Source organism: Streptomyces sp. R11 (genome assembly GCF_041051905.1).
Classification (GTDB): Bacteria; Actinomycetota; Actinomycetes; order Streptomycetales; family Streptomycetaceae; genus Streptomyces.
On the sequence record NZ_CP163432.1, the window covers coordinates 1081851 to 1095546 of the forward strand.

The following is a 13696-nucleotide window of genomic DNA, read 5'->3' on the forward strand; positions in this document are numbered from 1 at the left end:
CTCAGCCCCTTCCGAACGCGACGTTGGTTCCGACTCCGGTGCCGAATACGCCTCCGGCTCCACCTCCGCCTCCGCCGAGCCCGAGCGAGCCGAGGCCGCCGCCGCGCGCGGCTGCGGCGAGCCGCTCCTTCTGCGCGAGGTGGGCCATGTACAGGTCGGCGCCCCGATGACCGGCAGGCAGGTCACTGACCGTGAGGATCTTCATGCCGATGCTGAGGGAGGCGCGGATCGGGTTGAGGTTCACGTCGAAGGCGGACTCGTTGACCGACAACTCGGTGAGCCGCACGGGCATCACCCGCTTGCTCCCCCAGGTGAACAGGGTGAGCGGCATCTCGATCGGGCTGATCTCGATGGCACCCTTCTGGGACAGCTTCATCGCTGCGCGGAGCTGGGCGGTGGTCGGTTGCACCAGCATCTCGAGCGTGGCGAGCTGCGGGTGGATGCCGTCGGGCGCCGCGATCTCGAACTGGTCGGTGGCGTCGATCTCCGCGGTGAACTTCCAGGTCTCCTGGGCGGGGCCCTTGAGCCGGAGAGCCTCGTTGCGGTCACCGCTCCCGGTGCCACCACTGCCGCTGTCGCCGCTGTCTCCGGCCGACTGGGGGGAGACGCTGCGCTCCAGGGTGTCCGGGTTGAACTGCAGGACGATGATCCGCTGGGGGGTGCCGGTGTCGGGGTTGACTACGACTATTCCGGAGCGGATGGGTTTGGGGATGTCGGCGTAGCGGGTCATGGGGTCCTGTCCCTGTGTCTAGCGGAGTCGTTCCGCGAGCCGTGCGTGCAGGGGCGCATAGTCGTGGTCCGGGAACACACTCGGAAGGATTTCCAGCATGGCCTGCAACTCCCGGGCTACGCCAACGAATTCCTCGTCGTTCAGCGGCGCCTCGGTAAAAGCGTGCTGCCAGTCGAAAACGCCTTTCGTGATTCGCAGGTTCTCCATGTACGTGACGTAGTCGAGATCCATCCTCCAGAGCGTGTTCGTCCGGTGGTCGGAGAACCAGATCTCCGGATTCGTGACGCCGACCTGCAACCGCATCGCCACAAAGGAGCCCGTACCCGTGAAGGGGCTGGAGTCGATGACACGGAACCCGGAGGCAATGTCCCGCTGTTCGTCCGAGTACAGCGACGATGAGAATTCGGGCGGATCCTCGTGCACTGCGAGCGGCAGAGGGCTGAGCCGAAACTCACCTGCGAGATCTTGGTGGGTATCAACAGTCCGCCACTGACTGCCCAGCTGCGAGAATCGAACGTAGGCATGACGGAGTTCCTGGCCGAGTTCGACACCTTCCCACTCTGCGAGGTCGTCGAAGGACGAGTCCTCCACCATCAGGTCGATGTCGTCCTGCGCCTCGTTCAGCACTTCGACCGCCGGGGAGTCGCGCAATTCGTCGAGAACTTTGAGCCAGCCCTCTTCGTACGCGGTCGGTTCCTCAAGCTCCATTCCTGCTCCCATGACCTAGAAGTACAGCTTCTGGTTCCGCACGGCCGTTTTCAAGATATCGATCATTCGCACCACCGCAGCCAATGCGGCAGGCCCGGAGGTCTGCGCCTTCAGCTTGCCCTCAAGGTCGCCCATTCCACTGAACGTCTTGGTCGGCTGCTTATCCCTGAGGGCGATGATCTTCTTGGCATGAGCAGCGGCCAGTCGCGTGACCGCGACGATCTGCTTGTCGGTCGCGTTGTTGAGATTCACCGTGAGCGGACTGTTCCCGGTGGCCCGCCACGGCGGCGCGGCAAAGGTGCCGGTGGTCCAGGATCCATCCGGTCGACTCTTTCGCTGCCAGTGCCCCTTGGGGTATTCATAGCTTCCCCAGTACATGTCCACAGCGCTCGGGAATCCCGGATGAGTGCCCCGCATGGTGATATTGACGTCGTACCAGACCATTTTCTCGAGTTGGCCTGTTCCCCCGGACTTCTTCCCGATCGCGCGGGCGGCGGGATGTTCCGCCTTCTCCCGAGCGGCGATGTTGTCCTCGCGGGTCGCCGGCGCAAGGTTCGACGTTGAGGCATGACCTCCCAGAACCGCCGTCAGCATGTGCATGCGCACCCAGTCACCCCGGTTGGAGAGGCCCTCGGCGACGACACGATCCCAGCCCAAGGGCCATACGTCGGGACGCTCCGAGGCCTCCGTGCCGAGCGGAGTGCTCTTCTTGATGTGGTGCGCCCTGAAGGACTTCGCGGTGTCCCCGTCGGAGAACGGAGGCAGGATCGTGGCCGGCAGGGGCGGCTCGTTCGCACCTCGTGAACGTTGCTCCAGAGCTGTCGCCAGCGTCTCCATGAGCGCCCTCAAAGCACGCAGTTGGCGCTCGACACCGGGCTGGTCGGCCGACAGGAAGATCGGTTCCCCGTACGAGGTCCGGCTGGTGCGACGGTTGTACCTGGCACTGCCCGGTTCCCGGTCGGGGAGACCGGCCTGCACGGCTTCCGTCTGCTTGCGCAGAGCTTCCGCCTGCTTCCGGGCCACTTCCTGTTTCGTCCGCAACTCCTGATTCTCGGAGATCGGCGCCGAGTTGTTCTCCCGTTCCCAGTCGTTGATGTACGACGTGATCTCAGCGAGGGTGCTGCGCATGGCCAGGTCAGCGCTCTTTCCCTTGCCGTCGAAGAGCAGCGTGTGCATCGCGCCGTCCACCGTGCGGAAGCGGACCGAGGGGAGGTCGTAGTCCCTCCTGCCCTCCTGCTGTGCCTGCCTGTCCCGGTCCCTTGCGCGATCCCTGTCACGGTCGCGTCGCCGATCCCGGTCGTTCCGCCGCCGCCACTGGTCCCGCAGTCTGCGCAACCGGTCGTTCAAGCGGTTGCCAACCTTCCGGCGAGCCTTGCCGAAGAGCTTGGCGGCGGCGCGGCGGGCCCTGTTGACAGCCGACTTGACGCTCTGGCGGGCGCGTCGGACGCGGTTGCCGGGGCGGCGGTCCTTGTCACGGTCACGGTCGGCGTCCCGGCGGCGGTCGTCGGTGCGCGTGTTGTCGGGGCGGCGCTTGTCGTCCGTCCGCCTCTCGTCCGGACGGCGCTTGTCGTCCGTACGTCGGTCGTCCGTACGTCGGTCGTCCGTACGTCGGTCACCCGGGCGGCGGTTGTCGGGGCCCCGGCTGTCCGTGCGGCCCGTGTCGGGCCGACGGCGCGACGGGGTGCCAGGAGTGTCGTCCTTGTCGTTGCGGGTGCGCTGCTCCGCATCCCGTACCCGCTTCCGGGCGGCGTTGACCTCACGGCCCTCCTCACGGCGCCGCTCGTCGTCACGGCGCTTCCTCGGGCGGGTGGTGTGCGAGGGGCGCTTCTTCTCCGGGGAGGAGCGCTTGCCGGGGCGCGGCCTCGTCGGTGGCCGGGACTTCTGGTTCGTGGTGGGCCGGCGCGGCGCGGTGCGGTCGTCGTCACGATCGGACCCGCGGTCGGTCGGGCGGTCCGGATTCGGTGAGCGGTCGCTGGTCGTGGGCGCCTGGGCCTGGTCACGGTCCTTTGTGTTGCCCGGAGCGTTCGGCTGTGCCGGCGGAGCGTCGGGGCCGTCCGGCTTGTCCTTCTTCCTGCGGAGGTTCTTCAGCATGTCGCCGAGCTTGTCGGCCACCTTGCCCATGAACCTTCCGACGCCCTCGATCAGGAACTCGTAGATCAGCTCGAGCAGAGCAACGACACCCGCGGCCACCGCCTTCGCGAAGGGGAGCGCGCCGTTGCCGCTCTTGACCGACTTGAGGAAGTCCATGAACAGGCCGAAGGCGGCGAGGATCTCGCTCAGCGCACCCCATGCCGTCTTCAGGGCGTCGATGACCGCCATGACCCAGCCGGCGCCGGGGATCAGCTTCGCGACGACTTTTTCGACGACCAGGACACCGATGATGACCGGCAGTTGGGGCAGCGCCTCGTCCCACGCCATCTGGGCCATCTGCTCGACCGTCACCCCGCCGGAGACCAGCTCCTGGAAGTCCTCGATCGGAATGCCGATGATCTCCTGGACCTTCTGGTTGAACCAGGCCTTCACCGCGCTGGTGACCTCGTTGAAGAGGTGCTCCCTGGCCCCGGTGTCCGCGGCGGCTCCCGCCTTGCTGATCCAGTCCCCGGGGTCGGAGACGATGTCGTTGAAGATGGCGGCCCACTCACCGAGGCCCTCCACGACGGCGGCACCGAATTCCAGTGCACCGACCGTGGCGGACTCGGCGACCTCGACGGCCGCCAGCATCCCGGTCTCCAGGACGTCGAGCCCCGCCAGCAGCGCCCCGCACAGGCCGTCGAGCAGTCTCCCCGCGATCTCCTTGAGGCCGTCGGCGAGCTGGTTGACCTTCTCCACGGCCCAGTCACGCGCACCGTCGATGGTGCGGCGCCACTTGTCGCGCATCGCCGGGTAGTCGGCGAGGAGCTCGTCACCGAGGGCGACCAGCACGTCCGCAAACTTGTTGATCTTGTCGATCACCCAGTTGCGGGCATCATCGATGAGCTTGAAGACCTGCTGCTTGAACCTGTCGATGAGATCGGTGACGAGCTGCCGGGCCTTCTCGAAGATGCCCTTGATGGCCTTCTTGAGCCCCTCGAAGAACTCCTTCAGCTTCTCGATGGCCTCTTCGAGCCAGTTGTCGGCGTCGTCCTTGCCGTCCTCCTGCTTCTTCTCCGCCTCCTTCTCGGCGTTGGTCTGCTCGTCGGTGATCTTCTTGTTGTCGTCCTCGGTCCGCTTGTCGACGTCCTTGTCCGTCTGCTGCTGCTTGTCGTCGATGTCCTTGCGGACCTCGTCGTACTTCTTGCCTTTCTTGCCGTCGATCTCCGCGGTCTTGTCGTCCTGCTCCTTGCGCCACTTGTCGCGTGAGTCGGCGACGTCGGAGCGGCCCTTGTCCCGGGCATCGGACTGCTGCTTGCCGCTCTTGTCGACCTCACGTTTGAGGTCCTGATCGTGCTTCTGCCGGTCCTTGTGCGCCTTGTCGTCCTTGGCCTTGCGCTCCTGCCCCATCTTCTGCCGACCCTCGCCGAAGCCGGCCTGGATCTGCGGGCCGCGGTCGTGCTCGGCCACGGCGGACGCCGACTCGATCGGCACCCCGCCGCCGGTCATCGTGCGCCCGGCACCCTTGGCGTTCTTGCCGTTGCCGCCGGGCACCTTGCCGGTCAGGGTCTCCTTGGGCACATCCGGGTAGATCTGGTCCTCGCCCATCGGGCGGGCCGCGTCCTCCCGGCCGGAGCGGTGCAGCTCCGACTTCCGCTCGTCGAGCTTCCGGCCCTGCTCGTCGGTGCGCTGCGGGTCCGAGTCGTTGTCCAGCGGCAGTCGCGGCGCGTCCCCCACTTTGGCGTTCTGCAGGCCCTCGTCCTTCGTGGGGAGGCCGAGGATCGAGTCGATCAGGTCGTCGAGCGGCAGGATCTCTTTGAGAAGTTTGCCGAAGAGCTGGGCGCCAATGGTGACGGCGATGTCCCACCAGCTCGGCTCCGGCACGTTCGCGCCCGGTACCTCGCCTTCCGGCTTCTGGTCACCGGTGATCTCGGGCGTCTTGCCCGGGGCGGCGTCGGTCCGGGCCACCTTGGCATTGGTGTACGTGCCCGGAGCCGCCGACGTCGGGCCGCCCGGCACCGTGCGCGGCGAGCCGGAAGGGCGCTGTTCCTTCGGCGGCGCCTTGCGCAGTGCCGAACGCTCCTTGTCGACCGAGCGGCCGACAGCTCCGTTCACGCCCTTGAGCGTGTCCAGCATCTGATGCGGCTTCAGGCCGGCGGCCGTGGCGAGTCCCGCCTCGGGCGTGGCGTTCGAGACATCCGGTGCGGCACCTTCCTTCTTGGACCTCGCCGGGGCCGATGCGCCCCCGCGCCCACCGCCACCCCTTGCCGGGGCCGGAGCCTTGGACGAGCGACCCCCGCCGCCCGGGGTTCGGCGGGCGTTTCGCGCGACCTGCCGTGCGGCCTGGCGCTTGCTGCCGGATGGCTTCGGCCGGGCGGTGGAAGCCCCTCCCCCGGAACCCGAAGCGCCCCCAGCCTTGGGCGTGTTGGTCTTCGCCTCCGCGGCGGACATGGGTGAGGGGCCATTGCCCGGCGCAAGTTGTGGAGCGGAGCCCGGCCCCGGTGTGGAGACCTTGTCCGGGCCGGTCTCCGGTCGGGGTGAGGTGGCATCCCCGTTGCCGTCGGTGACTCCCCGGTCGTCGGGAGTCGGGGTCGGCGTGGTGCCGGGAGTGTCCGGGTTGCCCCCTCCGCTGTCGGCGCCGGTACCGGTACCGGTACCGCTGCCGGTGCCGCCCGTCTTGTCCTCGCCCTCGGCGGCCGGCTTCGCGGCGTCCTTGTCCGTTCCGGCACCAGGCTCCGTCGCCCCCTTCGCCGGGGTGCTCTCGCCCTTCGCCGGGGCGCCCGCCGCCTGGGATCCCTGTTTCGAGGAGTCTTCGGACTTGCTGCCGCCCTCCGCCGCCTTGCCCGACGCCTGGGACGAACCCGCGTCCTGGGTGCGGGCGTCCTCGTCCGCCTTGGCCAGTCGCTCGGGTCCGGCCGGCTCACCGGTCGGCGGAGCTCCACCGGGGCCCGCGCCATCGGCGGTACGGGCCTCCTCGTCCCGCCGGCGGGCCTCGGCGTCCTCCGCACGCTGCTCCGCCTGCAATTTGTCGCCGATGCCCCCTGCCGAGGGCGCCGTGCTGAGCCCGGACCCGTCGGCGCCGATGCCGGAGGTCGACCCTGCGCCGTCCGGCCCGACGCCCTGCTCCGAGGACGCTCCGGCGAAGAGGTCCTGGTCGGCGAGGCCTTGGGACCCGTCGTCCGCCCCGGAACGTGCCGGTGTCTCCTCCGGGCCGACGGGTTCGGCCTCGTCAGGCGCCGGTCCGGCGTCCGTGGACGGCAGGGCCGGCCGGGGGGCGGTGCCCTTCTTCCGTTCCTCGACAAGGCCCGGGTTCCTGGCGGCATCCGTGTAGCCGACGAGGTCGACGTCGGGGACGGGTTCGTCGCCGCGGGCGGCCGCCTCGGAGGTCTCCTGGTCGGCGGTCGTCTCCTGCTCGGTCGGCTCCGAGTCGAGCCCCAACGGCTCGTCGTCCGCGTCCTGTTCATTCTCCGGATCGCCCGCCGCACGAAGCGGGCCGGTGTCGCCGCCGGTACGGGACCTCTCGCCGGGCTCGGCGCCACTCCTGTCGACCGGCATCGGGGCGGCCGCGGCGCTCGAGGCGACCGCCGGGCCCTCGTCCTGGTGCGCCTGCTGCTCGCCCGCTTGCTGCTCCGGCTCCGGCGGGGCTTCCTCCTGGCCTCCTGCCTCTTCGCGGTCCTCCTCGGCGGCGGCCTCGTCGTTCTTCGCCTCGTCTTCCTTCGTGCCGTCGTCCGCGGCCTTCTGCTGTGCGTCCTGCGCGGAGGCGTTCTTCTCCTCGCCGGCGGACGCGTCCTCGTCCGCCTGCCGGGACCGGGACCGATCCTGGTCCCGCGCCCCGGCCTCCTCCTTGTCCTGCACAGCGGCATCCTCGGGGGACGTGCTCCCCTTCCCGTCGCCGGCGGCTCCCGTACGCCCCTCGGTCGCGGGCTGGACACCGCCCTCGCCGGGCTTCTCCTGCTCGTCCTCCCCGCGCCCGCCCTCGGCGCCCTCCTTCGGCTCGCGCGCGTCCGGGCCTTCCTCGGCGGTCTCGTCGCGTCGGCGCTCCTGCGCGACTTCGTCCGCAGCGCCGGGCACGGCCAAAGGCGCCGCCGCGGCATCCAGCGGCAAGGGCCCCGCCTGCTCCAGCTCCTCGACATCCGCCAGCAGCCGGTCGAGGACCGGCGCGGGCACTCGGGTCTCCAGCCGGTCGAGGACGACGTCCTGTACCTGCGCAGACATCCGCGCCAAGTGCAGCCGTGCCCTGCCCGACCGGTCTTCCGGGTCCCCGCGCAGCGAGCGCAGGACGGTGTTGGCCAAGCGGTCGACCACCGTCGCAGGGTCCAGCTCCTGCATGCGGCGCCGGTCCGCGTCCACGGTCGCGTAGCGCAGCCACCCCGGCGTCGCCTGGCCGACCTCCACCTCGGGAGTCTGCGGGTCGTGGTCCTGCCCGGGCACGAGTTGCTGCGCCGCCGCCTCCGCCTCCCGCTCGATCGCCTGCTGCGGCACACTCACCGCACCCAACTCCCGCCCGGCACGCAGCGCCCCGAGACCGTGCGGGTTCTGCACGGTGTGCAGAAGCTCGTGGGCGAGAAGGCGGCGCCCCTCGTCCGTGCCCGGCTTGAAGGCGCCCTCGCGGAAGAAGATGTCCTGGCCCACGGCCACCGCGTCGGCGCCGAGCAACTCGGTCAGCTGCCCGGCGTCACGACCGGTGTGCAGCCGGACGCGGCTCAGGTCGTGCCCGAGCCGCTCCTCCAACTCCCGCCGTACACCGGGGTCGAGAGGCTGCCCGGCGCCGCTGACGATGTCCTTCGGCTCGGGCGTACGAGACTTGGCGGCGCGCTCCTTGCGCTTGCGGCGGCGCTGTTCGGCGGCCTGCTCGGACTGGGCGTCCTGGGCCTGGGAACTCATCGGGTCACCTCCCCGTGGCCGCTGAGCCCTTCGTGCACGGCGCGGGCAAGTTCCTGGCCGAGACGGCGGGCGGACAGGCCGGCGGGCAGGGGCGGCAGGCCGGACAGCGCTTCGAGGATCAGGGCGCCGTCCGTGGCCAGCGGGACGCCGTGGGCGTGGACCAGGCGGGTCAGTTCGCGTTCGAAGGCGTCCGACACCCGCTCCGGGTCCACGCGGAAGCCGTGGAGGGCGAGTTCGCCGATCTCGACCCGGATCTCACGAGGGTTCCGGCCCTCACGAGGGTCCCGGGCCACTTGGGGGCCCCGGGCCCCACGGATCTCCCCGTTCACACCCATCCCCGCACCTCCCCCGGAGTCAGCGAGCGCTCCAGCTTCTGGTACTCCGTGCGAGCCGCCGCCAGCATGTGCCGCATCTGCAGGCGGTCGCCCTCCTCGGCCGCGAGGAAGGCACCGGACAGCGCGATGTTGCGGATCGAGCCGCCCGCGACGGTGAGTTGGGCGAGGAGCCCCGGGTCGATGTCCTTGACGGGGGCGCGGGAGGGGAGCACCCGGCGCCAGATCTCGGCGCGCTCGTGCTCGGCCGGGAAGGGGAAGTCGACGACGAAGCGGATGCGGCGCAGGAAGGCGGTGTCGAGGGCCTTCTTCATGTTGGTGGTGAGGATGGCGAGGCCGCGGTAGGCCTCCATCCGCATCAGCAGGTAGCTGACCTCCAGGTTGGCGTACCGGTCGTGGCTGTCCTTGACCTCGCTGCGCTTGCCGAACAGGGCGTCGGCCTCGTCGAACAGCAGCAGTGCGCCGCCGCGCTCGGCGGCGTCGAAGACCCGGCGGAGGTTCTTCTCGGTCTCGCCGATGTACTTGCTGACCACCTGGGAGAGGTCGACGATGAACAGGTCGAGGCCGAGTTCCTTCGCCATCACCTCGGCGGCCAGCGTCTTGCCCGTGCCGGACCCGCCCGCGAACATCGCGGTGACGCCGAGGCCGCGGCGCAGGGTGCCCGCGAAGCCCCACTCCTGGTGGACGGTGGGGCGCTGCCGTACATGCGCGACGATCTCGCGCAGCACGTTGGTCTGCCGATCGTGCAGGACCAGGTCGTCCCAGCCCGCCCCCGGTTCGATCCGGCGGCCCAGCTCGTCCATGCCGATCCGGGCCTCCTCCATGCCCGCCCGCCAGGCGAGTTCGGCGGCGTCGACGGAGTCCTCGTACGGCAGTCGGCGGCGTACGGTCGCGGCGGCGGACCGGATGATGTGCGGGGGCAGCTGGAACTGGGCGACGAGGGAGCGCAGTTCGCCGTCGTCGAGGTCGGCGACGGAGTGGAACGCCTGGGCCCAGAGTTCGGTCTGCTCGTCGTCGTCGAGGCGGGGTACCGCCACGCGTGCGCCGTGCGGGCGGTCCGTGCGCAGGGGGTCCTCGCTGGAGACGACGACCGGTACGGCGGCGCCGGCCAGGAACGCCTCGGTCGCCGCCCGCTGGTCGCGGTCCAGTTCGCCGACCTCGACGAGCAGCGCGGAAGGCAGCAGGATCGCCTCGCGCTGCCAGAGCCGGGCGAGCCCGTCGCGTTCGGCGGGGTCGGCCGGGATGTCCTCGGCGCCCATCGCGTACAGCCCGAGTCCCGACCGGGCTGCCGCCGCGGCGGCGATGTCGGCACGGCTGCGCAGATCACCGCCGGTCACCTCGACGAGCAGCGGCGCTTCGGGGTTCGCCCCCGTCGTCCAGCCCTCGGCGACCCGGCTCGCGGCGACGTCGTACGACGGCGGCAGCTGTTCCGGCATCGGGGTGCGGCGCAGGCGGCCGTGCAGGCGGGCGTCGAGGTAGGGCGAGCCCAGCAGGAAGTGCAGGATGCGCTCGTCCAGGCGTAGTCGGGAGGTCGTCAGCCGGGACTCGTCGTCGAGCTCGACGATCCGCCAGCGCCGCAGCGGCGCGACCGGCGTGAGTGCGCTCCAGTGCGGCTCGGCGAGCGCGGCCAGGGCGAGCGAGAAGGTCGGGTACGCCCGCTGCGGGTCGCCGCACGCCGCGGCGCAGCGGGCAGCCGTCGTGGGGTCCAGTTCGTCGGCGGCGGCGAGCAGGATCAGGTCGCGTTCGAAGGGGGTGAGGCCGAAGCAGGTGAGGAGGGCGTCGAGGGGGGCGGTGCCGGGGACGGCCAGGGGGGCGGGGCTCGCCGCAGGGGTGGCCTCCGCGTCCGGCGCCTCTCCGGCGCCGGCGGCATGGGCGTCGATTCGGGTCAGGACACGCCTGATCTCCTCGATCAGCTTCGCGCCCACGTCGGGTCCGCCTTCCGTGCCAGAAGCTTCCGAAGTGCCCGACGTACCCGAAGCGGCCGAAGTGGTCGCCGTGCCCGCCTCGTTCGTGCCCATGCCCTCACCTGCCCCCGTCGTCCCCATCTGTTCTCAGCCCTCCGTGCCCTTCCGGGGCTCCGGCTGCGGCGGCTTGCTCGCCCGGGTGGTCTTGCGGGCCCGTGCCGGAGCCTTGGCGACGGTCCTGTCCGGGGTCTTCGTGGTCTTCTTGGCGGCACCCCTCACGGGCAGCCCGGGTTCCGCCGAGGCCACTTCGTCAACAGACACCGGTGCGGTAGTAGTTGACGGCACCTCTGCCTTCGACCCGGCCCCCGGAGGGACCGGCGCCCCGGGCGCACCGAACGGCAGCACCCGTACGTCCGTCCGCTCCACCGGCTTCGCCGGCACCGGTGTCTGACGACAGTCGATGAAGACCAGGGCCGCCTGGTAGACCACCGACAGCGAGTACGGCGTCTGGTGGAGCATCCCCCACAGCTTCGACGTCTCGTCGACGTCCATCGCCGTGGGCGTGAACCGCACCCGCTGGGCCGCCTCGGCGAGGTCGCTGCCCACCAGGTGCGGGAGGTGGCCGGTCTCTTCGATGACGTCCTTCGGCAGGATCGGTATCTCGTGCAGGGTCCGCACCACGGAACCGATCAGCCGCTGCCCGACCAGGGTCGTCTCGTCGCCGTACGCGCTGATGAGGTAGTGCAGGTCCAGCGCGGCGGCCGGCCGCTTCACCAGTGTGCCGTCGGCCGCCCGGGTCGGCAGGTCGTTGTTGCGCATCGACGTGTTGGGGGTGACCTGGTAGAGGAACACGTTGATGGTCGGGTGGTCCGGCGCCTCCGCCGGCGGCTTGCGCGGCTCCACCTTGACGGCCTCGTCGAACTCCGAGCCCACGTTGGACGCGAGCAGCAGGGACAGGGCCTGGGTGACATGGGCGATGGCGAGTGCGTTGCTCATGAAGTCGGTTCCTCGGTTCCTCGGTCCGTCATGTCACTCCCGCCCCCGCGCGAGGTAGTCGGCCAGGCTCAGGGTCGCCCCCGGCCGCTCGGCCGACGACGGCGTGCGCTGCCGTGTGCCCCCGGACGTCGAGGGTCCGGCCGTCACTTCCAGCCGCCCGATCTGCACCTGCACCACCTGCTCGGGCGCCCGCGCGGGGCGCCGTGCGGCGGCCTGCCGTACGGCGTCCCGTGCTGCCGCCGTGTCCGCGGCGCTGGGCCGCAGGGCCGCGGACCCGGCGGCGGGGGATGCGGCGTCCGTGCCCGGGGGGATGGGCACGGACGCCGCGGTCCGGGATGCGCCCCGCTCCGGGCGCGCACGGCCCGCCGCGCGCTGCGCGGCGTCCGGCGCGGGCCGGGGGCCGGGCGCGACCGGTGCTGCGGGACGCAGGAGCGGCGCTTCGGGCAGGGCCCGGGGTGCGGGTCGCGGTGCCGGGTCGGCCGAGGCGCGTTCGGTGCGCAGGACCGTCCGCTCCCGTTCCGTGTGCAGTCGCGCGGCGGGCGTCGCCGGGGCCGGTGTGTCGCCCGGCCGTGCGGCGGACGGCGTGGTGGCGGGCCACAGCAGGTCGGAGCCGTCGTCCGGTTCCGCAGCCGTGGCCCGTACCGCCTCGACCCGCTCGAACGGGCCGGGCAGCCGGGGCCGTACCCGCACCACACCCGGCCGGGAACCGACGGCTGCCGGGGTGTGCCGGGCGATCAGCCGGTCGAGGAAGTCGGGAACCGGCGCCCCGTCCGCGTCAGACATCCGCACACAGCTCCAGGTAGTAGCGGCGCCGCAGCGGGCTGAGCGCCATGATCTCCGGCTCGCTCCAGCCGTACGACGTGGCGAGCAGATGGACGTCGAGCAGCATGTCCCTTGCCCAGGCGTCCAGTTCGGTCCACAGGTAGGAGGCGATGTCCAGCTCGGCCCGGGTGGCCTCGCCGCACTCGGGGCAGGCGATGTTGAGCGTGACGTCGGCGCCGGGGTCGGCGGCCTCGACGGCCTCGGCGATCCGGCGCTGGACCGGGACGGGCAGGTCCTCGGCGGGTACGGCCGCCCCGGCGCGCTCCGCCGAGACGAGGCACCGCGCGAGGAGGGCGGCGCGCGGGTCCGCCGCCCGGGCCGCCGCCGTCAGGTCGGCGGCCCCGGGCAGCCGGAACTCCACGTCCCAGCCCTCCTGTTGGACCCGCACCACGGAGACAGCGGACCCCGCCCGACCGCTCAGCGAGCGTGCGAACTCCCCGGCGTCCAGGTCGAACTCCATGTCCTCCCCGCACGCCGCGCAGCCCAGCCGCACCTGCATCCGCTCCCCGAACAGGGCGCGGCGCAGCGCGAACAGGTCGGCCTCGCGCTCCCCCACCGGCAGCACCGGCAGGGTCGCGGCGTCGACGTCCGGGCGCGCCGTGCGGTGCAGCAGCAGGGCGCGCCCCGTCGGCGCCTCGGCAAGGCCCGCCTCCCAGGTGGCCAGCAGTTCGGCCGCCCCCGTGATCGCCATCTATTCCCCCCCTCACCTACCCACTGGTCAAGCGGGGTTGAGGAACGAGGGCTCCTCCGGCTCGGGGACCTCGTAGTCCCGCTCCCAGCCCTCGCACTCGAGCTTCAGCGACTGGATGGCCACCGCGTTGGCGTTGGCGTCCAGCTCACCGAGGACCTGGTACTCGCTCGGCCAGGTCCGGTACAGCTTGTGCGAGACGGCGACCTGGCCGGCCTCGTTGAGGACCTGGATGACTATGTCCTTGCGGAAGTCGGCGAGGGAGACCTCGGAGCCGAGGCCCGCGCCGACCTGCCAGACCTTGTTGGCCCAGCGGTCGAACTCGGGGTCGTGGGTCACCCCGCGCTCCAGGGTGATGCCCTCGAACTCGGAGCGGCCCGGCGACTTGCGCGGGGAGGAGGGGTCGCCGCCGTGGCGGTGCTTGACGACCTCCGTCGTCCGCTTCAGCGGACTGATCTTGCTGATGCCGGCGACCGTCCGGCCGTCCCACAGGACGAGGAACTTGAAGTTCTTGTAGGGGTCGAAGCGATGCGCGTTGACCGTGAACTCAGCCATCGGATTC

General features: G+C 71.1%; 9 protein-coding genes. All 9 read right to left on the reverse strand.

Annotated elements, in window-relative coordinates; translation table 11 throughout:
- Window position 1 precedes the first annotated feature (1 nt).
- From AB5J55_RS04960 to AB5J55_RS05000, 9 genes are read right to left on the reverse strand one after another with little or no spacing between them, the layout of a single operon-like run.
- A complete protein-coding gene (locus tag AB5J55_RS04960; protein WP_369269477.1) occupies window positions 2–730 on the reverse strand; it encodes a hypothetical protein in 729 nt (242 codons plus the stop codon).
- 18 nt (window positions 731–748) lie between these two features.
- A complete protein-coding gene (locus AB5J55_RS04965; protein WP_369269478.1) occupies window positions 749–1438 on the reverse strand; it encodes a hypothetical protein in 690 nt (229 codons plus the stop codon).
- Between the two features lie 15 nt (window positions 1439–1453).
- On the reverse strand, window positions 1454–8392 hold the full coding sequence (locus AB5J55_RS04970) for a DUF4157 domain-containing protein (RefSeq protein ID WP_369269479.1): 6939 nt from the start codon (window positions 8390–8392) through the stop codon (window positions 1454–1456).
- Window positions 8389–8727: a hypothetical protein gene (locus AB5J55_RS04975; protein ID WP_369269480.1), complete on the reverse strand. Its 339-nt coding sequence runs from the start codon at window positions 8725–8727 to the stop codon at window positions 8389–8391. Before AB5J55_RS04975 ends, AB5J55_RS04970 begins: the two co-directional genes overlap by 4 nt.
- Window positions 8718–10742 (reverse strand): ATP-binding protein, encoded by a 2025-nt coding sequence (locus tag AB5J55_RS04980; protein ID WP_369269481.1) that lies wholly within the window; start codon window positions 10740–10742, stop codon window positions 8718–8720. Before AB5J55_RS04980 ends, AB5J55_RS04975 begins: the two co-directional genes overlap by 10 nt.
- Window positions 10743–10775: 33 nt before the next feature.
- Window positions 10776–11624, reverse strand: a complete 849-nt coding sequence (locus AB5J55_RS04985) for a DUF4255 domain-containing protein (protein WP_369269482.1) — start codon at window positions 11622–11624, stop codon at window positions 10776–10778.
- 33 nt (window positions 11625–11657) lie between these two features.
- Complete coding sequence (locus AB5J55_RS04990) at window positions 11658–12407, reverse strand: hypothetical protein (RefSeq protein WP_369269483.1); 750 nt, start codon at window positions 12405–12407, stop codon at window positions 11658–11660.
- Window positions 12400–13137 carry a hypothetical protein gene (locus AB5J55_RS04995; RefSeq protein WP_369269484.1) on the reverse strand — a complete coding sequence of 246 codons (738 nt, stop codon included), beginning with the start codon at window positions 13135–13137 and terminating at the stop codon, window positions 12400–12402. The genes AB5J55_RS04990 and AB5J55_RS04995 overlap by 8 nt, the downstream gene beginning before the upstream one ends.
- A 27-nt stretch (window positions 13138–13164) precedes the next feature.
- Window positions 13165–13689: a phage tail protein gene (locus tag AB5J55_RS05000; RefSeq protein WP_004003113.1), complete on the reverse strand. Its 525-nt coding sequence runs from the start codon at window positions 13687–13689 to the stop codon at window positions 13165–13167.
- Window positions 13690–13696 lie beyond the last annotated feature (7 nt).